We start from the raw sequence: 19721 nt of genomic DNA, 5'->3' as shown, positions 1-19721 counted from the left end.
TGCTCCGTGCTCCGTGCTCCGTGCTCCGTGCTCCGTGCTCCGACGAGGATGCGGGGACTGCGCCGCCATCCGTGGACTCAAGCAGTACGGGCGCCGTCCGTCGGCAGCGGCCCGCTCGCCACGCCTGGCGCTCCGGTGCCGCCCAGCCCCGCCCTAACACTGTCCCCCGTACGTAGCAACAGCCGCAGCCCCACCCCCAGCCCGCACACTCCGCCAACCCGAACGCTCCCGTGGAGCACCGAACCACCGAGCCGAACGGGGCACGCGGCGACGGAGCCAGTCCTCACGCATCCGCGTTCACAGCTTCGAGGGTTCGGGGGGCGCCGGCCTCCTCGGCCGGGATGGGGCGAGTGGGCAGGGGCGTCGCTTCGTGGTTGGGGAGGGCGCTGATGGGGCCGAGGTCGTAGGCCGTCTCCGCGTGGAACGCCTGGTCGACCCCGCCGACTTCGTGCTCCTCGGCTGCTCGGAAGCCGATGGTGACGTCGACGAGTTTGGCCAGCAGCCAGGAGGCGGCGAAGGAGAACCCGAGTACGGAGAACGCGCCGGTGGCCTGCTTGCCCAACTGCTGGAGTCCGCCTACGCCGTCCTTGGCCAGGAGGCCGACGAGGAGCGTGCCGACCAAGCCACCCGCCAGGTGCACGCCCACCACGTCGAGCGAGTCGTCGAGGCCCAGTCTGTCCTTGAGACCGACCGCCCAGGAGCAGACGGCGCCCGCCACTGCGCCGATCAGGAGCGCACCCAGCGCGTTGACGTGCGCGCCCGCCGGGGTAATCGCCACCAGCCCGGCCACGGCGCCGGAAGCGGCGCCCACAGTGGTGAACGCGCCGTGCCGAATCCGTTCGTACGCCAACCATCCCAGCATGGCCGCTCCAGTCGCGACCTGTGTGTGCAGCGCCATGGCGGCGGCGGTGCCGTTGGCAGCGAGCGCCGAACCCGCGTTGAAGCCGAACCAGCCGAACCACAACAGCGCCGTGCCCAGCATCACCAACGGCAGGCTGTGCGGGCGCATCGGCTCGCGCTTGAATCCGATGCGCTTTCCGACGACGAGAACCGCGGCCAACGCCCCGATGCCGGCATTGATGTGTACGGCCGTGCCGCCGGCGAAATCGATGACCTGCATCCGGAAGAGCCAACCGTCCGACTGCCACACCCAGTGCGCAACCGGAAAGTAGACGAGACTGACCCATAGCGTGATGAAGAGTGCCCATGCGCTGAACTTCACTCGATCAGCCAGCGCTCCGCTCATCAGCGCGGGCGTGAGCGCGGCGAACATGAGCTGGAATACGGCAAAGGCAAGAACCGGGATTCCCTGTTCACCACCCGTCAACGTGTCCGGGCCGATGCCCTTGAGGCCGACGTAGTCCAGGTTCCCGATGAGCCCGCCACCCACGTCATCACCGAAGGTCAGCGAATATCCGTAAAGCACCCACAACACGCTCACGATTCCCAACGAGATGAAGGACATCATGAGCATGTTGAGGGCACTTTTCACCCGCACCATGCCACCGTAGAAAAAGGCCAGGCCGGGCGTCATCACCATAACCAGTGCGGCGCTGATCAGGACGAATGCGGTATCTGCACCGTTCATTATCGACGTCTCCTCGTCGCGGCTGCCTCGGCGAGGGGAGGCAGGCGGGTGCGGGCGGGATTTGCAGGAACCGGTCTTCCGAGGAGATTGCCCCGGCACCGTTTCGGTGGACGCCATTCGGTGTTTCGTCACGATGACGAGGTGGTCTGCGATGTTACGTGGACATGAACTCCGCGCGCCGCGCATGCGTTACCGCCCCGCCCGGACCGCATGAGCCGGGCCCTGTCCCGGGGCACCTGAACGGACCGTGAAGGCATCCGCCCCGCAGCTCCCGCTCCGCCCAGCCACTTCCCCGGCCGGCCCCTGCCACCAGACCCTGTGCCCCACGCGTCTCGCTCCGGTTGCCCCGCGGCCCCGTACCCAGCGGCACGCACGCACCCAGCCCCGCGCGCGAGGCGGCCCCGCCCGCCCCGTGCCACGTGCCACGTGCCACGTGCCACGTGCCACCTACGGTGCACCGCCGCGCACCCACTTCCTGCCCCTGCCCTGCCCTGCCCCACGACGGTGCACGAAGACACAAGGACACAAAGAGATGGCCGCGGGGCCAGCCCGTGCTGACTGGGCTTCGGGAGGGCCGAGTCGGGCGTGCGGGGTGGCCGCCGCGGCCGGCTTGGGGCGGCGCGCGCGTCAGACCGCGGCAGGCGTGATGTCCGACGAGTCCGGCAGCAGCCGGTGGAGGTCCTCCGCGAGGGAAACGACCTCGGTCAGGTGCCCGTATTGGCGTACGGCCCTGTCGACGGTTTTGCGCAGCCGATTGTTCACCCGCTCGGACCGCACCTTCTGCGCCACGTCCAAAGCGCGGGCGGCGAGGACGGTGCATTGCTCGGGATCGCGCTGGAGAAGGTGGACCGTGGCCATCCCGATCAGATTGAGTGCGTAGGACCGCTGGTGGCTCGTCGGATTCTGGCTGACTTCCCTACCAAAGAGCTCGACGGCCTTGAGCATGTGGGGCTGGGCCAAATGCGCGTACGTCGGGCTACGACCCGCGACGTAGGCAAGGTCGCGATAGGAGTGTGCGTTCTCCGCGTGGAGTTCGGCTTCGGAGAAGAAGCGAATCCAATCCGGGTCCCCGTCTCCCGGGGTGCAGTCGGCGAAGGTTTCTTCCGCCGTCCGTACGGCCCGATGGCATTTGTTGGGCTGCCCCATGTTGGCGTAGGCACGCGCCTCCAGGGAATAGAGCATCGCCTGGGTACGCGCGGTGGCGGACTCTCGACCGCCGTACTGCGCGAGGTGGATTAACTCCAGCGCGTCCTCGGGACGTCCCAGGTGGATCATTTGCCGGCTCATGCTGGAGAGCACGTACGCACCGAGGGGACGGTCACCGGCTTCCCGCGCGGCGTGCAGCGCCAGCACGAAGTATTTTTGCGCGGTGGGCTGGAGGCCGATGTCGTAACTCATCCAGCCGGCGAGTTCCGCGAGTTCGGCCGCCGCGCGGAAAAGCCGTCGGGAGATGCGGGCCGGCTGGGCTTCCTGCAACAGGTCGGTGACCTCGTGGAGTTGCCCCACGACCGCCTTGCGGCGCAGTCCGCCGCCGCACTGGGCGTCCCACATCCGGAACATCCGGGTGGTGGACTCCAGCATGTCCAGCTCCGGCCCGGACAGCCGCACGCCCCGCGCCCGATCGACGCGGATGACCTCCGCCTGGCCAGGGCCGGTCGCGCCGCCGGGATTCGGCACCAGCCAGCGCTGCATGGGTTCGACGAGGGCGGGCCCGGCGGCGAGGGTGAGTGACGTGCCGAGGAATCCCCGCCGGGCCAACATTAAGTCGCTGCGGGAGAACTCATTGATCAGCGACACCGTTTGGGGCCCGGTCCAGGGCAGGTCGACGCCGGAAACGGACGGCGCCTGGTGGTGCATGCGCAGCCCCAGGTCCTCGACACTGACCACGCATCCGAACCGCTCGGAAAGGAGCTCAGAGAGGATGCGGGGAATGGGTTCGCGCGGCTGCTCGCCGTCGAGCCAGCGGCGCACCCGCGAGGTATCGGTACTGATGTGGTGCGCGCCCAACTGGCGCGCCCTGCGGTTCACTTGTCGGGCGAGCTCCCCCTTGGACCAACCGCTGCGGAGAAACCACGAACCCAAGTGATCGTTGGGCCGCTTCTCAGCGCTTCCGCGGTTGCCGTCCACTGGAACGCCCCCACTTCGAGAGTCACTTCACCGTCCACTCAGCCGCGACAACCCCATCGTCGCCGGGCCGTTGCCGTCCGCGCCAGCCCCTGGCGCCCGCCGTCACCAGCGCTCTCCGTATCACACTCCGCCCGCCGAAATCGAAGCGGAGAACGGGGACTCGGCCATCCGTCGCCCTCGGCGCCGGCTGTCGTGTGCGCACCGTCCGGTACCGGCGGGGCCGCGCAGTGGTTCGACGTGACACGGGGCGAAGTGCCCCGGGCCCGCGCACGGGGCAGCACAGATTCGACCCGCATGTACCGACGGTAATCCTACGATCACGGCTCTAGCGAGGCGCTTCTGGGAAACGCCACCATTCGCCACCCCTTCGAATGAACTCCCCTGCCCTGCACCACGCTTCACTTGTCGCAGGTCGATGCGACAGGGCGCAGTGATGCACCGAAGGGCGCGCGTTTGACGCGCACCACCATATGCGCGCCAGCTCGTCACCTGACGATGAGCGGCCATCGACGGTTATGACGGGGCTCCGACTCGTAACCATCAAGAGCACTTCCCGTTGGAGGGGGCATGGGCTTCACGATCGGCGGCATCCGGGACCTGCGGTCCGCCTCACGGCGCCGCAGCCGTGCGAGCGAGAGCACGACGGTGGCGGAGTACACCGGGCTGTGGGGGTGGGACGTGACCCCGGGCGCCCGTGCCGTACGGGGCGCCGGCGGCAACCGCGAGTGCTCGTGCGGCGCCCTCGACTGCCCCGCTCCCGGGGCCCACCCGCTGCCCCGTACGTGCACCGTTCCGGCGGGCGCCACGCTCGATGACGCCGCGGTGATCTGGTCCCGTACGCCGGGCGCCGCCCTGTTGCTGCCCGTCGGGCGCACCTTCGACGTCCTGGAGGTCGGGGCCGCAGCGGGGCGCCACGCGCTGGTGCGGCTGGAGCGGATGGGGCTGCCGCTGGGCCCGGTGGCCGTCACGCCCGACGGGCGCGCCCAGTTCTTCGTCGCGCCGGGAGCCGCAGCCGAGCTCCCCCACCTGCTCTACCGCATGGGGTGGGACGACGCCGACCTCGACCTGCGCGGCCTCGGCAGCGGTGCGTACATCACCGCCCCGCCCTCGGACCACGGGGGGCTCGGCCCCGTCCGGTGGCTTCGTCCGCCGGAGTTGGACACGGCCGACCACCCGCCCCACGCCCGACTGCTGCTCGGCACCCTGGCGTACGTCTGCCACCGCGCGGGCGCCTGACCCGCACGCCTTCGCCGGTACACAGCAGCGGGCCGGAAACGACCGGCCCGCTGCTGTGCGTAGTGCCGCCCCGCGCTGCGCGGGAAGCCGGTGCACCTCGCCGCGCGCGTCGGAGCGCACCGCTCATCGCGCACCAGCCGCGCACGCCCCCCCACATGCGCTCCGTAGCGCACAGCCGGCGCCCCCGGCACCACAGGCCCAGCCCAGCCCCGGCGGGCCCCACCGCCCGCACCGTTCCCACCCCGTCCTACTCGCCCCCTCGCCCCGTCCCCCGCGCCGGCTCCCGCTCCCCCGTTGCCCCGTACGCCCGGCTCCGCCCCGTGGCCCCGTCCAGGCAGCACGAGGGCCGCCCCGCGGTGGGCGGGGCGGCCCTGGTTCCCGGCTGGCGCCTGACGGGGCCTGGCCGGACCTGGCTGGGTCCTGGTTCGGCCCCCGTCAGGCGTTGTCTCGGTGTCAGTCGCCGATCAGTGCGTCCACGAACGCTTCCGGCTCGAACGGGGCCAGGTCGTCCGCGCCCTCGCCGAGGCCCACGAGCTTGACCGGCACCCCGAGCTCGCGCTGCACGGCGACCACGATGCCGCCCTTGGCAGTGCCGTCGAGCTTGGTCAGCACGATGCCGGTGATGTCCACGACCTCCGCGAACACCCGCGCCTGGATGAGGCCGTTCTGGCCGGTGGTGGCGTCGAGGACGAGCAGCACCTCGTCGACCGTGCCGTGCTTCTCCACGACCCGCTTGACCTTGCCCAGCTCGTCCATGAGGCCGGTCTTGGTGTGCAGTCGTCCGGCGGTGTCGATCAGGACGACGTCGGCGCCCTCCTCGACGCCCTCCTTCACCGCGTCGAAGGCGATGGACGCCGGGTCGCCGCCCTCCGGGCCCCGTACCGTACGGGCGCCCACGCGCTCGCCCCAGGTCTGGAGCTGGTCGGCTGCCGCGGCGCGGAAGGTGTCGGCCGCGCCCAGCACGACGGACTTGCCGTCGGCGACCAGTACGCGGGCGAGCTTGCCGGTGGTGGTGGTCTTGCCGGTGCCGTTGACGCCGACGACCAGCACCACGCCGGGCTTCTCCTGACCGTCAGCGGTCACACCGCTCTCGGTGTGCACGGTGCGGTCGCTGTCGGGGCCGATGAGCTGGAGCAGCTCGGTACGGAGCAGGGCGCGCAGTTCCTCGGGGGTGCGGGTGCCGAGCACCTTGACGCGCTCGCGCAGCCGCTCCACCAGTTCCTGGGTGGGGGCGACGCCGACGTCGGCGGTCAGCAGGGTGTCCTCGATCTCTTCCCAGGTGTCCTCGTCGAGGTGCTCCCGGGAGAGCAGGGTCAGCAGCCCCTTACCGAGGCTGTTCTGCGAGCGCGAGAGCCGGGCGCGCAGCCGCACCAGGCGGCCTGCGCTGGGCTCCGGTACGTCGAGTTCGGGTGCGGGTGGCGCGGCTGGCGCCTCGGGCTCCGTCGCGGTGGCCGCCGGCAGGTCCACCTCTTCGATGGTGCGGCGGGGTTCGTCGCGCGGGGTCTCGGCTTCCTCGCCGACGTGTGGCTCGGCGGGCGGCGCGGTGACGGAGGGGCTGCTCGGCGGGGCCGGGGGCAGCGGCTTCTTCTTGCGGCTGCTGACGACGAGCCCGCTGATCGCGCCGAGCGCGACCACAGCGATGACTACGGCAAGGATGACGATTTCCATAACGCACCCAGTATCGGCCACGCGTCCGGATTAGCGAGGCCATGCACGCGCAGCGAGAGCCAAAGCCGCTTTACGGCTCGAACTTGGAGCAAAGCTCCACGGCATGGGACGATGCAACGCGCGTAGAGCCTCTTCCTTGCGCCTCCTTGCCCAGGCAGCCGCCACCGCCCCGCTCGAACGCACGGAGCCCCCCATGGACCACCAGACGTCCGCCGCGTCCGCCACCCCCCGTCCCACGCCGGCCGACAGCGCCCTGGCTGCTGCCGCGCACGCCGTCGAGACGCGTGGCATCGAGCCGGTGCCGGCGCACGAGCGCCACGGCCGGGTCCGCGAGCTCTTCCCCACCTGGGTGGCGGCCAACATCAGCGTGCTGTTGCTCACCATGGGTGCCGGCCTGGTGGTCTTCAACCGGCTGAGCCTGTGGCAGGTGCTGCTGGTCGCCGGGTGCGCCGCCACCGTCTCGTTCGGGATGGTGGGCGTGCTGTCGGTGTCGGGGAAGTGGGGTGGCGCGCCGGGGGCGATGCTTTCGCGGGCCACGTTCGGGGTGCGGGGCAACTACTTTCCCGGCTCCGTGTTGTGGGTGGCCCGCTTCGGCTGGGAGACGATCAACGCGGTCACCGGTGCGTACGCCGTGCTGACCGTTCTCGACCTGATGTTTGACGTGCGGCAGAACAACGTACTGATCGTCATCACACTGGTCGGCTTCGTGGCGGCCACCTTTCTGGTGAGCGGCATGGGGCGGGCCGTGTTGCACCGGTGCAACACCTGGTCGACCTACGTCTTCGGCGCCTTCAGCGTGCTCGTCCTCGGCTACCTGGTCGTCGACACCGACTGGGGCGCCGTCTTCGACCGGCCGGCCGGCAGCACCGCCCTGGTCGTCGCGGGGATCGGCACCATCGCGGCGGGTGGCATCAGTTGGGTGCCCACGGGGCCCGACTTCGCGCGGTACCTGCCGCACGCCGCGTCCGGCCGCAGGATCGTCGGCGTCACCGTCTCCGGCGCCGCGCTGGTCGTCGTGCCGATGGTGCTGATGGGCGCCGTGATGGCGGTCGGCACGCCGGACCTGGCGTCCGCGGCGGACCCGGTCTCCTTCCTCGGTGACGTGCTGCCCACCTGGCTCGCGGTGCCGTACCTGATCACCGCCCTGATCGGGATGCTGCTGATCAACAGCCTGTCGATGTACTCGGCCGGCTTCACCGCGCAGACCATGGGCGTCAAGCTGCCCCGCGCCCTGGCGGTCTCCGTCAACGCCGTGATCAGTCTGGTCGGCGGTCTGCTGCTGATGCTGGTGGCCAAGAGCTTCTACGGTTCCTTCCTGACCTTCCTCACCCTGCTCGCCGTCTCCTTCTCGGCCTGGATCGGCGTGTACGCGGTGGACATGTTCCGGCGCCGCGCGCTGGCCGTGCGCTACGACGCGCAGGGGCTGCTGGACACCGGTCGCAGCAGCCGGTACTGGTACGCGGGCGGCTTCTGCTGGCAGGCCCTGACGGCCTGGGGGCTGGCCCTGACGGCGGGCCTGTGCTTCACGGAGGTGGACTGGTTCACGGGGCCGCTCGCCGCGAGTTGGATCGGGCGCAACGGACTGGGGTGGGCCGCCACGATCGTGCTCGCCGCGGCGTGCTTCGCGCTGCTCCCGCGGCCCCGTGAGGGCGCGGGCGGCGCCCCGTCCGTGACCGTGGGCGATGGCCAGAAGTGGAACCCCGTCGGCTGAACCGCGCCCTACCACCTGGCCGCTTTGCCGGCTAGCGTCCCCTTCGCCGTCCTCGGACCGTCCACGGCGAAGGGGATTCCCATGTCCGCTGCCCAGCACGCTGGCCCGCCGACGGCGCCGACGACCGCCGTGCGCTTCAACCTGGTGGACCCGACGGCCACTCCTGAGTCCCTGTCACGGCGCTACCGCGCGGCGATCGACATGGCCGCCTTCGCCGACGACCGCGGTATCGGCACCATCCAGACCGAGGAGCACCACGGCGCCGTCAACGGCTGGCTGCCGTCGCCACTGACCTTCGCCGGCACCGTCTTCGGTGCCACCCGGCAGATCTCGGTCACGGTCGCCGCCCTGCTCGCGCCGCTCTACGACCCGCTGCGGCTCGCCGAGGACGTGGCCGTACTCGACCTGCTGAGCGGCGGCAGGCTGATCACCGTTGCGGGGCTCGGCTCGCGGCGCGCGGAGTACGGGGCGCACGGCAAGGACTGGCACTGGCGGGGCAAGCTCCAGGACGAGGCGCTGGAGACGCTGCTTGCGGCGTGGACCGGCGAGCCGTTCGGCTACCGCGGGCGCACCGTACGCGTCACTCCGCGGCCGTACACGCAGCCGCACCCGAGGCTGTACGTCGGCGGGGGCTCGCGGGCGGCAGCGCGCCGGGCGGCCCGGCTGGGGCTGCCGCTGTACCTCAATGCGCACCTGCCGGAACTCGCGACGTACTACCAGGCGCGGTGCGCGGAGTACGGCACCACGGGGCGCTGTGTGATGCCGGCGCCCCGTACCCCGGTGTTGCACCTGTCGGAGGATCCGGACCGGACCTGGGCCACGTACGGGCAGCACCTGTTGCACGAGGCCCGGGTGCACGCCTCCTGGCGTCGGGCGACCGTGCGCTCCGGGGCGCGCCCACCGGCGGACGACGTGGACGCGCTCCGTCGGGAGGGGCGGTACTGCGTGTTGACGCCCGACGAGTGCGTGGAGTTGGCGGGGCGCCTCGGCGCGGGGGGCCGGTTGGTGCTCCACCCGCTGTGCGGCGGCATTCCCGTGGAGGAGGGCTGGAGTTCGCTGCACCTGTTCGCCAGTGCGGTGCTGCCCAAGATCGATGCTGCCCCGGCTCCGTAGCGGCGCCGGGGCAGCGGTTTCGCGGTCCGGTACGGAGCGTAGGGGCCGCGAGGAGAGGGGGGCGGGGGTCAGCCCATCTCCTCCAACGCCTTGCCCTTGGTCTCCGGCACCCACGTGAGCAGGAACGGGATCGAGAGCGCGGCGAAGATCGTGTACATCACATAGGCGCCGGAGAGGTTCCAGTCGGACAGCGTCGGGAAGCTGACGGTGATGGCCCAGTTGGCCACCCACTGCGCCGATGCGGCGACCCCGAGGGCGGCGGCGCGCATCCGGTTCGGGAACATCTCGCCGAGCAGTACCCAGACCACCACGCCCCAGGAGAGGGCGAAGAACAGGACGAAGGAGTGCGCGGCGATCAGCGCGACGGTGCCCTGGGTGTCCGGCATCGTGATGTCCTCGCCCGAGCCGGTCTTGGCCGAGAACGCCCAGGCCGCGACGGCGAGCGAGAGGGTCATGCCGGCCGAGCCGATGAGTGCCAGTGGTTTGCGGCCGATCCGGTCGACGAAGGCCATCGCGATGACGGTGCCGATGATGTTGATGATCGACGTGGTGAAGCTGTAGAAGAACGAGCTGGTGGGGTCGATGCCGACGGACTGCCACAGCGACGACGAGTAGTAGAAGATCACGTTGATGCCGACGAGTTGTTGGAAGACCGAGAGGCCGATGCCGATCCAGACGATCGGCAGCAGGCCGAACCGGCCGCCCAACAGGTCCTTGAAGGTCGACTGGTGCTCGCGGCGCATCGCCTCCTGGATCTCGGCGACCCGCGCGTCGAGATCCACGCCCCGGCCCTCGACCTCCACGAGCACCGTACGGGCCCGGTCGAGCCGCCCCGTGGCGATGAGGTAGCGCGGCGATTCGGGGATGGCGAGGGAGAGCAGCCCGTACAGCACGGCGGGGACGATCATCACACCGAGCATCCACTGCCATGCCTCAAGTCCGGCGATAGTGCCGCGCTGGTCGCCGCCGGCGAGGCGCAGGATGCCCCAGTTGACGAGCTGTGAGACGGCGATGCCGGTGACGATGGCCGCCTGTTGGAAGGAGGCGAGTCGGCCCCGGTACGCCGGCGGGGACACCTCGGCGATGTAGGCGGGGCCGATGACGGAGGCCATGCCGATGGCGACGCCGCCGAGCACCCGCCACAGGGCCAGGTCCCAGAGCGCGAACGGCAGGGCGGAGCCGATGGCGCTGATCGTGAACAGCACGGCGGCGATCTGCATGCAGCGGATGCGGCCGATCCGGTCGGCGATCCGGCCCGCCGTCGTGGCCCCGATGGCGCATCCGATGAGGGCCGCCGCGATCACCTGGGCCAGGGCTTCGGAGCCGATGTCGAAGCGCCCCCGGATCGCCTCGACGGCCCCGTTGATGACGGAGCTGTCGTAGCCGAAGAGGAAACCGCCCATGGCCGCAGCCGCGGCGATGAAGACGACATGCCCGAGGTGCTCGGGCTGGGCCTTGTGGCCTTCGGGCGCCGGCGGGTGTGCGGTGCTACTCACGGTGGACTCCTGGGCCCGGCGACGCTGCCGGGTGCGTGGGGGCTGGCCGCTCCTCGTGGGACCGCGGACAGAGCGGGCCACCACTTGAAACTAGAAGCGCTACTCAGCAGAATATGCGTTCAATTTACGAAGTCAACGCTTCGCAGTACACCAAACGAAAAGCAACATTCCGCATGTCCATACAAGAGTTGAAGCCACCTGCCTGGTACGGGGCAACCCAACGGGGCGCTCAGCGCAACCGCTGGCTGATGACCTTGGACACGCCGTCGCCCTGCATGGACACGCCGTACAGCGCGTCGGCGACCTCCATGGTGCGCTTCTGGTGCGTGATCACGATGAGCTGCGAACTCTCCTGGAGTTCTTCCATGATCCGGATCAGCCGCTGGAGGTTGGTGTCGTCCAGCGCCGCCTCGACCTCGTCCATCACGTAGAACGGGCTCGGCCGGGCCTTGAAGATCGACACGAGCAGGGCGACGGCGGTCAACGAGCGCTCACCGCCCGACAGCAGGGACAGCCGCTTGACCTTCTTGCCCGGCGGGCGGGCCTCCACGTCCAGGCCGGTGGTCAGCATGTTCTCGGGGTCGGTGAGGATCAGCCGGCCCTCGCCGCCGGGGAAGAGCCGCGAGAAGACGCCTTCGAACTCGCGCGCCGTGTCCCTGAACGCCTCCGTGAACACCTGCTCCACCCGCTCGTCCACGTCCTTGATCACCTGGAGCAGATCGGCCCGGGTCTTCTTCAGGTCCTCCAGTTGCTCGGTCAGGAACTTGTGCCGCTCCTCCAGCGCCGCGTACTCCTCCAGGGCGAGCGGATTGACCTTGCCGAGTTGCTGGTACGCGCGTTCGGCGGCCTTCAAGCGCTTCTCCTGTTGGCCCCGTACGAAGGGCACGGGGCGGTTGCGCGGGTGCTCCGGGTCATCGGGCAGTTGCTCGCCCTCGGCGGGCGGGGACGGCGGCACCAGTTGGTCGGGGCCGTACTCGGCGACGAGCCCCGCCGGCTCCACGCCCAGCTCCTCCAGCGCCTTCGCCTCCAACTGCTCGATACGGAGCCGCTTCTCCGCCCCGAGCACCTCGCCCCTGTGCACCGAATCCGTCAACTTGTCGAGCTCCGTGGCCAGGCCCCGGCCGCGGTCCCGCTCGGCGACGAGTTCGGCCTCGCGCTCCGTCTTCGCCCGCTCCGCGGCCCGCCGCTCCTCGTCGGCCCGTTGCAGCGACACCTCGACGTGGGCCAGGAGTTGCCGGGCGCCGGACGCCACCGCGGCTCCCACCGCCGCCTCGTGGCGCAGCCGGGCCCGGCGCTGGTCGGCGCGGGCCCGCGCCTCGCGCTCGGCCCTGGCGCCCCGGTCAAGAGCGTCGGCCCGGCCGGCCAGCCCCTTGACGCGCTCCTCGTGCGTACGGACCTGGAGCCTGGCTTCCATCTCCGTCTGCCGGGCGTTGGCCCCGTCGGCGGCCAGCCGGTCACGGGCGGCGGTGTCGGGTTCGTCCGCCCCGTCCTCGCCGAACGGTGACGCCTCCTCGGCCACGCTCAGCCGCTCTTCCAGCTCGGCCGCCTGCTCGGTCGCCCGCAGCAGGGCTTCTTCGGCCTTGGCCGCTGCGGCCGTCATCCGCTCGGCCTCGCCCGCGGCGCCCCGTGCCTGGCCGCCGAGTCGTCCGAGCGCCTGGGCCACCTGCGACTTCTCCCGGTCCGCCGCGCTCCGGCGGCTCGCGAGCTCTTCCACGGTCGCCGCCGCCTCGGCGCGCCGCTCCTGCGCCGTCCGCTGCGCCGCTGCGAGCTCTTCGCAGCGCGCCTCCAACTCCGTGAGCTGCGAGGCCGCCTCGTCGACCTGGGCCTGCACCTCAAGCAGGCTGGGCGCACCGGCGGAGCCTCCTTGCGCGAAGTGACCGCCCAACAGGTCGCCTTCGGCGGTCACCGCCGTCAGTTCGGGCCGGCCGGCAACCACGTCCTCGGCGTCCTCCAACGTCGCGACCACCACCACGTCGCGCAGCAACCTCCGCACCGCGGGAAGCAACTCGGCCGGCCCCTGCACCAGCTCGGCGGCCGGCAACGGGGCCCCGGGCACACCTGTCAGTCCCGCTGCTGCCGACTCGGCGCCCCGTACGCCCACGGGGCCGTCTTCGGCTGACGCGCGGCCCGCGCCGGCCCCGGGGCCGGCGTCCTCGGGTGAGTCGGTCGCTTCGGGCGCCGGCCAGGCGCCCGGGTAGCCGTTGGCTGCGCCCGTGCTCCCCTCCGTGCGCTCCGGGGCGCACGCCGCACGCTCCGGAGTGCTCGCCACACCCTCCGGGGCGCTCGGGCCGGCGCCCAGCAGCAGGGCCGCCCGCCCCGCGTCCTGCTTGCGGAGCAGCCGGAGGGCGTTGGCGGCCGTCGCCGGGTCCCTGACCGCGATCGCATCGGCCGCGGCCCCGAGGGCGGCAGCCAGGGGCACCTCGTGGCCCGGTGCGACGGTGAGGAGTTCGGCAACGGGGCCGAGCAGCCCGCCGAGCCGGTCGGCCGCGCCGAGGAGCGCCCCGGTGCCGTCCTTACGGCGCAGCCCCAGGGCCAGGGCCTCGTGCCGGGCGGTGGTGGCCGCTCGCTGTCGCTCGGCCGTCGTCACGGCCTCACGCGCCGCGCCGAGCTCGGATTCCGCCGCGGCCAGGTCTCGCTTGGCCTGTTCGTGCCGGTCGGCCAGTTCGGCGTCGCCCTCGTCGAGCCCGTCGACCTCGGCCTTGAGCGCCTCGTACTCCTCCTGCGCCGCGGTCGCCCGCTCCCGGGCCTCGTCCCTGGCGAGGGCCAGCCGGTCGATCTCGGCCTGCGCCGAGGCCGCCCGGCCGCGGGCCGCGTTCACCTGGCCGTGCAGCCTGGCCAGGCCCTCCCGGTGGTCGGCGAGGGCCCGGGCGGCGTCCCTCAGCCTGCGCTCCTCGTGCGCCAGTTCGCGCTCCAGTTCCGCGCGGTGCGCCACGGTGTCGTCCAGCGCCCGGCTGACGGCCTCAAGCGCGGCCTCCAACTCGGCCTCCTGCTCACGGATGCGCTGCGCCTCGCGCTCCATGTCCTCCGGGTCGCGGCCCCGCCGTTCGTCGACGGGCGCCGAGGTCGCGCTCTTGACCCGAGCGTCGGCGAGGCCGATGGTGCCCCGTACCCGCTCGGCGAGTTGGGACAGCTCGTGCCACGTCTGTTGGGCGCGCGACAGCCGGGGCGACAGGGCTCGGACCTGCTCCTCCAGTGCGGCCTCGCGCCGTTGGGCAGTACGGAGCGCGGATTCGGCCATCTCCTTGCGTTCCTTGAGCGCGGCCTCGTCGGCGACCTCAGCCTGGAGCGCCTCGCGCAGAGTGACCAGGTCGTCGGCGAGCAGTCGTAGCCGGGCGTCGCGCAGATCGGCCTGGATGACGGCGGCACGGCGCGCGACGGCCGCCTGGCGCCCCAGTGGCTTGAGTTGCCGGCGGAGTTCGTCCGTCAGGTCCTGGACGCGGGCCAGGTTGGCCTGCATGGCGTCCAGCTTCCTGACCGCCTTCTCCTTGCGCTTGCGGTGCTTGAGTACGCCGGCCGCCTCTTCGATGAAGGCCCTGCGCCCCATCGGGTCGGCGTGCAGCACCGAGTCGAGTTGGCCCTGCCCCACGATGACGTGCATCTCGCGCCCGATGCCGGAGTCGGAGAGCAGTTCCTGGATGTCGAGCAGCCGGCAGGTGTCGCCGTTGATCTGGTATTCGCTGCCGCCGTTGCGGAACATGATCCGCGTGATGGTGACCTCGGCGTAGTCGATGGGCAGCGCACCGTCGGCGTTGTCGATGGTGAGGGAGACTTCGGCGCGCCCCAGGGGCGGGCGCCCCGTGGTGCCGGCGAAGATGACGTCCTCCATCTTGCCGCCGCGCAGCGACTTGGCGCCCTGTTCCCCCATGACCCAGGAGAGGGCGTCGACGACGTTGGACTTACCGGACCCGTTGGGGCCCACGACGCAGGTGATGCCCGGTTCGAAACGCAGCGTCGTGGCGGAGGCGAAGGACTTGAAGCCTCGTAGGGTCAGGCTCTTGAGGTGCACGCCGTCGGACTTTACCGCTCACCCGACGGGGGGCGGCTGCCCGCAGCGCGTGTGCGGGCGTGCCGCGCCACCCTTTTCGGTTTCACGGGGGAAGGTGAAGGGCACATCAGTCGGTAGGGAAATCTCGAATGACTGGACGAGAAACAACGGAGCGAAAACGACGAAGGGACGCCGAAGCGTCCCTTGAAGATACTCAAGCGGGTGGCAATACAGCCGGACCGGTCCCCTGGAGGACCATTGGTCAGGCCAGCGCAGGCTCCGCCTGGGGTACGTCGATGCTGTCGAGCAGCGAGTCGCTGTGCTGGGCGGCGGCGGACAGCGCGTCATTCTCGGCCTGCATCCGGATGAGCTCGGATTCGAGGTCCTGTACGCGCTGCTGAAGCCGTCGCATCTCGGCGAGGACTCGGGGGTCGGAGCCGCCGACGTAACCGAGAAGCGCCTTTGCCATGATGGATGGTCCTCCACAATGAGTGACCGACCGGAGCGGTGTGGGTCGTGAGGGATTCGCACCCGCGGTGTCTGCCATCACTACCGTCTTCAATGCCAAACAGCTAAGGTGCGCGGGGTTTCCAGCGTCTCACCAAAAAGTTGGACGGTCAACACGATCACGCCCCGTATCACCAGGGCAGCCGAGAGGGCGCGGCAACGGATAGTGCGGCGCTCTTCATCTCGTGACCCATCGGGGCGTGGAGATCATCCTTAGTTCCGCAGCCTTCCACGGACGCGCCGTATTGGCAACCACCAGGCCATTTCTGTCCGGCGCACAGCCCGGGGCACGAGGGGCACAGCCCCGCGCTGACGCTTCCGTCAGCGAATTTCGAATCCGTCGTAACCCCCGCGCGGGGTGTCCCAGATCTCAGTGACTCCGTCGACCCTCCCGGGCGTGTCGCCGGTACGGAGCCACGTGAGGAGTTCCTCGCAGCCGGCCCGCGGCCCTTCGGCCACCACCTGGACCCGACCGTCGTCCAGGTTGGACGCGAAGCCCACCAGGTCGCCGATGCGCAAGGCGTTGGCCCGCGTGAACCAGCGGAACCCCACGCCCTGCACCCGGCCCCGTACCCATGCCGTCACGCGCACGTCATCAGTCATACGGGCACGCTAGCCGGCGCACTCCGCGGAGACCGCCACGGCCTCACCGGTTCGGCGCCGACCACGTCCCATGGCGCCGTCTGTCGCGGGGGCGGCCGGTGGGAGCGACCAGTCGGGTGACGCGCCCTCGCGCGCGGGCGCGACGCGCGCTGCCGGGGCCGCCCCGTCGCCTGCTCCGTGGCCCCGTCCCCGCGCGCGAGGGCGCGTACTCGGGGCCCTGCCCCGTACCGCGCCGCGGGTACAGCGCACGGCTCGCTCCTGCCGCGCACCGTCCCCTGGTGCCGTGCAGAAGGCGGAACGGAGCGCGGACAGTGACACCGGCTGCTGCCCCACCGTACGGGCTAACCATCGGCGCGGTGCGGCTGAGGCTGACCACCGCTGTCAGCCGCGGGCCGGGGCCGCGGTGGGCGTGGGCGCCGGCTACCGGGCCGCGGTGGGCGCTGGCAGCGGGGGCAGAAGTAGCTTGACCGGTTCATCCACGGGCTGCGCCGCATCGCCGCGCCACAGCGCCGGCACGGCTCGTCCTCACGGCCGTACGCGTCCAGCGAGCGCTCGAAGTACCCGGATTCGCCGTTGACGTTCACGTACAGGCTGTCGAAGCTCGTGCCGCCCACCGCCAGGGCGGCCTGCATGACGGCCCGGACGTGTCCGAGCAGTTCGGCGGCGCGTGGGCGGGTGAGGGTCGCGGTCGGCCGGTCGAAGTGCAGCCGGGCGCGCCAGAGCGCCTCGTCGGCGTAGATGTTGCCCACACCGCTGACCAGTGACTGGTCGAGCAGGGCGCGCTTGATGGTGGTACGGCGGCGGCGCAGGGCGGCGTAGAAGGCCGCCTCGTCGAAGGCGTCGTCCAGCGGGTCGCGGGCGATGTGGCCGATGACGTCGGGCAGGCCGTCGGGGGCGCCGGGGAGTTGGTCGTGCAGCGAGAGGCCGCCGAAGGTCCGCTGGTCGACGAAGCGCAGTTCGGTGCCGGTCGTGTCGGCGAAGCGGACGCGGATGCGGAGGTGCTTCTCGTCGGGGGCGGACTCGGGCTGCACGAGGAGCTGGCCGCTCATGCCGAGGTGACCGAGGACGGACTGTCCCACGGGCAGCACGTCTGTGGGGGTGGCGACCGGCGCGAGCGGCTGCTCCGCCGCCCCGTCGTGGGCACCCTGCGGTCCGTGCCCCGTACGGCGCCCCGTGCGCCCCGCGGCGGCAGCCCCGTCGACTGCGGCTGGGATGGCCGCCGCTCTGCGCCCCGTGCCCTCCGTCGCTGTCGCAGCCCGGTGCGCATCGCCGCCGCCCCGTGCTCCGTGCTCCGTCGCGCCGACGGGGGGTCCGCTCACGGCCGCGGCATGGGGCCCCGTACCGGCCCCGTCCAACGGGAGCCACAGGTACTTTCCGCGTCGGCAGGCGGCGGCGAAGTGGTGCCCGACGAGCTGCGCGGCGAAGTCGGCCGGGCCCGCGAGGTGCCGGCGGATCGCACGCGGGTGCAGGACCTGGACGTCGGCGATGGTACGACCGGTCACCCAGCGTTCCAGGCCCCGTCGGACGACCTCGACCTCGGGCAACTCTGGCACGTGCTCCTCCGCGGGCTCGCGACCCGGCGCACGGGTCGGGACGTGTTCGGACGGTGCGGCCCGTACGGTGACGGTGCCGGCCGGTGGGGAAAGAGTACGGGCCCACCGGCCATGACCGGTGGGCCCGTCGAACTCAGCGGGGCTCGCACGGCACGGCGCCCTGTGGCGCCCCGCCGGCTGCCGTTACGGCGCGGTGGGCTCGGCCTCACCCGCGCTGCCGGAGGATGCCGGAGCAGCCGTCTTGCCGGACGGCTCCGGCTGCTGCTGCGCGTCGCCCGTCGCGGCGTCGGCAGCAGCCTTCTCGGCGGCTGCGGCGGCCTCGTCGGCAGCCGCCCGGATGGCCCGCCAGGCCGCCTCGGCAGCCTGCTGTTCCGCTTCCTTCTTGCTGCGGCCGGTGCCGGTGCCGTACGCGACACCACCGACGCGAGCGGCAGCCGTGAAGACCTTCTCGTGGTCGGGGCCCGTCTCGGAGACGAGGTACTCGGGCACCCCCAGCCCCTCGACGGCCGTCAACTCCTGGAGGCTCGTCTTCCAGTCCAGCCCCGCGCCGAGGTTCGAGGAACGCTCGATCAACGGGTCGAAGAGCCGGTGCACCAGTTCGGCGGCGGCTTCCAGGCCCTGGTCGAGGTAGACCGCGCCGATCACCGCCTCCAGGGTGTCGGCCAGAATCGATGCCTTGTCCCTGCCGCCCGTGCCCTCTTCGCCGCGCCCGAGCCGGATGAACGCGCCCAGGTCCAGGCCACGTCCCACCTCGGCGAGTGCACGCGAGTTGACCACCGCGGCCCGCAGCTTGGCCAGTTGGCCTTCGGGCAGATCGGGGTGGATGCGGTACAGCGTGTCCGTGACCACGAGGCCGAGCACGGAGTCCCCGAGGAACTCCAACCGCTCGTTGGTGGGCAGTCCGCCGTTCTCGTACGCGAAGGAACGGTGCGTGAGCGCACGCACTAGAAGGGCGGACTCAAGGTGATACCCGAGCCGCCCTTCCAGAACGGTATGGGACGAGGCGTTGTCCGTCGTCGCCGATGCCTCTTCCCCGCGCTTGCGGAGAGGCGTCTTGGCGTCTGACATGAAGCCTGTCACCCGCCGATCAGACCTCGAGGACCTGGCGGCGGTTGTAGGTGCCGCAGCTCGGGCACGCGATGTGCTGGAGCTTCGGCTCGTGGCAGCGCTCGCACGCCACCAGGGTGGGGACCGCAGCCTTCCACTGCGACCGGCGGTGGCGCGTGTTGCTGCGCGACATCTTCCGCTTCGGAACAGCCACGGCTACTTCTCCTGTGGGTCATCCCCGCTGTCGCGAGGTGTGTTGTCCTTCTCGCCGCCCTGGACGGTTTCAGCGAGTCCCTGCAATGCCGCCCAACGAATGTCGACGGCTTGTTCGTGGTGGTGGTCCGGGTCGTCTGCCAGGCGTGCTCCGCAATCGGGGCACAGACCAGGGCAGTCCTCCTGGCACACCGGCTGCAACGGCAGTGCGAGCACCACCGCGTCCCGCAGCACGGGCTCAAGGTCGAACAGGTCGTCCTCAAGGGAGAGGGTGTCCTCCTCCTCGGCGTCGTCGCCGGTATCCGCGGGGCGGCTCCGGTCGTCGGCGTCGGGGTAGGAGTACATCTCCTGGAATTCCGCTTCGAGCTCACGCCCCAGCGGCTCCAGACACCTTACGCACTCCCCCGTGAGCGGTGCACGGGCGGTACCCGTTACGAGTACCCCCTCCATGACCGCCTCCAGGCGGAGGTCGAGCTCCACGGTCGCACCCTTCCGCACCCCGATCATCTCGACACCGAGATCGGACGGGGCCTCGACGGAACGGGAGAGCCGCTTCAGCGCACCAGGACTCCGCCCCAGTTCTCGTGTATCGAACACGAGCGGGGAACGGTGGTCGAGACGGGCGTTCAGGGCTTCCTGCTTTCTCCGCTGCGACATGGGTCACCCTTCGCAGCAAAGTGCTTCGTTACGAAGTGGGCAGCCGAAATCGCAGATGTACGTGCGGCCGAAGAGCCAGGATACTGGACAGGCCGCCAGACACCCAATCCGCGCCTGACCACCGACCGCTTCCCGCCCCGTACGCGCCCACTGCCGCGCCCCGTACTGGCGCGAGCCGACAGGCACGGGGCCGGCGTACTCGGGCTGCGTCGCCCGC

The 19721-nt window shown here is 71.2% G+C and carries 14 protein-coding genes; 3 read left to right on the top strand and 11 right to left on the bottom strand.

The annotated features are described in order from the left end of the window. Positions 1-283 precede the first annotated feature (283 nt). Together ACMA1D_RS24570 and ACMA1D_RS24565 are read right to left on the bottom strand one after the other, a co-directional pair. The gene (locus tag ACMA1D_RS24570; protein WP_414726174.1) at positions 284-1588 is read right to left on the bottom strand and encodes an ammonium transporter; all 1305 of its coding nucleotides are present in this window, start codon (positions 1586-1588) and stop codon (positions 284-286) included. A gap of 627 nt (positions 1589-2215) precedes the next feature. Continuing rightward, a complete protein-coding gene (locus ACMA1D_RS24565; RefSeq protein WP_414726173.1) occupies positions 2216-3715 on the bottom strand; it encodes a hypothetical protein in 1500 nt (499 codons plus the stop codon). Positions 3716-4282: 567 nt separating this feature from the next. On the opposite strand from ACMA1D_RS24565, the gene ACMA1D_RS24560 reads away from it, so the two are divergent. Then, complete coding sequence (locus ACMA1D_RS24560) at positions 4283-4951, top strand: bifunctional DNA primase/polymerase (protein WP_414726172.1); 669 nt, start codon at positions 4283-4285, stop codon at positions 4949-4951. 453 nt (positions 4952-5404) lie between these two features. Here the strand turns inward: ACMA1D_RS24560 and ftsY are convergent, their stop codons facing one another. Further along, on the bottom strand, positions 5405-6619 hold the full coding sequence (ftsY, locus tag ACMA1D_RS24555; protein ID WP_414726171.1) for a signal recognition particle-docking protein FtsY: 1215 nt from the start codon (positions 6617-6619) through the stop codon (positions 5405-5407). A 193-nt stretch (positions 6620-6812) separates the two neighbouring features. Here ftsY and ACMA1D_RS24550 point away from each other — a divergent pair, with 193 nt between their 5' ends. Then, positions 6813-8330: a purine-cytosine permease family protein gene (locus ACMA1D_RS24550; RefSeq protein ID WP_414726170.1), complete on the top strand. Its 1518-nt coding sequence runs from the start codon at positions 6813-6815 to the stop codon at positions 8328-8330. Between the two features lie 81 nt (positions 8331-8411). Continuing rightward, positions 8412-9443, top strand: coding sequence for an LLM class flavin-dependent oxidoreductase (locus ACMA1D_RS24545; RefSeq protein ID WP_414726169.1), 1032 nt, complete (start codon positions 8412-8414; stop codon positions 9441-9443). Positions 9444-9511: 68 nt separating this feature from the next. On the opposite strand, the gene ACMA1D_RS24540 is transcribed toward ACMA1D_RS24545, so the two are convergent. The 8 genes from ACMA1D_RS24540 to ACMA1D_RS24505 form a co-directional block, all read right to left on the bottom strand. Continuing rightward, positions 9512-10939, bottom strand: a complete 1428-nt coding sequence (locus ACMA1D_RS24540) for a sugar porter family MFS transporter (protein ID WP_414726168.1) — start codon at positions 10937-10939, stop codon at positions 9512-9514. Positions 10940-11168: 229 nt separating this feature from the next. After that, complete coding sequence (locus tag ACMA1D_RS24535) at positions 11169-14945, bottom strand: AAA family ATPase (RefSeq protein ID WP_414726167.1); 3777 nt, start codon at positions 14943-14945, stop codon at positions 11169-11171. Positions 14946-15186: 241 nt separating this feature from the next. Then, on the bottom strand, positions 15187-15393 hold the full coding sequence (locus tag ACMA1D_RS24530; RefSeq protein ID WP_349990202.1) for a hypothetical protein: 207 nt from the start codon (positions 15391-15393) through the stop codon (positions 15187-15189). A gap of 359 nt (positions 15394-15752) precedes the next feature. After that, on the bottom strand, positions 15753-16034 hold the full coding sequence (locus ACMA1D_RS24525) for an acylphosphatase (RefSeq protein ID WP_349990203.1): 282 nt from the start codon (positions 16032-16034) through the stop codon (positions 15753-15755). Positions 16035-16375: 341 nt separating this feature from the next. Then, positions 16376-17587 carry a bifunctional DNA-formamidopyrimidine glycosylase/DNA-(apurinic or apyrimidinic site) lyase gene (gene mutM, locus ACMA1D_RS24520; RefSeq protein WP_414726166.1) on the bottom strand — a complete coding sequence of 404 codons (1212 nt, stop codon included), beginning with the start codon at positions 17585-17587 and terminating at the stop codon, positions 16376-16378. A gap of 183 nt (positions 17588-17770) precedes the next feature. Further along, positions 17771-18655, bottom strand: a complete 885-nt coding sequence (gene rnc / locus ACMA1D_RS24515) for a ribonuclease III (protein WP_414726165.1) — start codon at positions 18653-18655, stop codon at positions 17771-17773. Between the two features lie 19 nt (positions 18656-18674). Continuing rightward, complete coding sequence (rpmF, locus tag ACMA1D_RS24510) at positions 18675-18848, bottom strand: 50S ribosomal protein L32 (protein WP_065965136.1); 174 nt, start codon at positions 18846-18848, stop codon at positions 18675-18677. 2 nt (positions 18849-18850) lie between these two features. Beyond that, positions 18851-19504 carry a YceD family protein gene (locus ACMA1D_RS24505; protein ID WP_414726164.1) on the bottom strand — a complete coding sequence of 218 codons (654 nt, stop codon included), beginning with the start codon at positions 19502-19504 and terminating at the stop codon, positions 18851-18853. Between the last annotated feature and the right edge of the window lie 217 nt (positions 19505-19721).

Source organism: Streptomyces sp. 796.1, from assembly GCF_047525675.1.
Classification (GTDB): domain Bacteria; phylum Actinomycetota; class Actinomycetes; order Streptomycetales; family Streptomycetaceae; genus Streptomyces.
The sequence above is the reverse complement of the archived record's forward strand: the minus strand, read 5'-3'. Positions and strand labels throughout refer to the sequence as shown.

Coding starts and splice junctions, on each gene's coding strand:
- ACMA1D_RS24530 (WP_349990202.1), bottom strand. CDS start 15,393: ATGGCAAAGGCGCTTCTCGGTTACGTCGGCGGCTCCGACCCCCGAGTC.
- ACMA1D_RS24570 (WP_414726174.1), bottom strand. CDS start 1,588: ATGAACGGTGCAGATACCGCATTCGTCCTGATCAGCGCCGCACTGGTT.
- ftsY (WP_414726171.1), bottom strand. CDS start 6,619: ATGGAAATCGTCATCCTTGCCGTAGTCATCGCTGTGGTCGCGCTCGGC.
- ACMA1D_RS24505 (WP_414726164.1), bottom strand. CDS start 19,504: ATGTCGCAGCGGAGAAAGCAGGAAGCCCTGAACGCCCGTCTCGACCAC.
- ACMA1D_RS24525 (WP_349990203.1), bottom strand. CDS start 16,034: ATGACTGATGACGTGCGCGTGACGGCATGGGTACGGGGCCGGGTGCAG.
- ACMA1D_RS24550 (WP_414726170.1), top strand. CDS start 6,813: ATGGACCACCAGACGTCCGCCGCGTCCGCCACCCCCCGTCCCACGCCG.
- rnc (WP_414726165.1), bottom strand. CDS start 18,655: ATGTCAGACGCCAAGACGCCTCTCCGCAAGCGCGGGGAAGAGGCATCG.
- ACMA1D_RS24560 (WP_414726172.1), top strand. CDS start 4,283: ATGGGCTTCACGATCGGCGGCATCCGGGACCTGCGGTCCGCCTCACGG.
- ACMA1D_RS24545 (WP_414726169.1), top strand. CDS start 8,412: ATGTCCGCTGCCCAGCACGCTGGCCCGCCGACGGCGCCGACGACCGCC.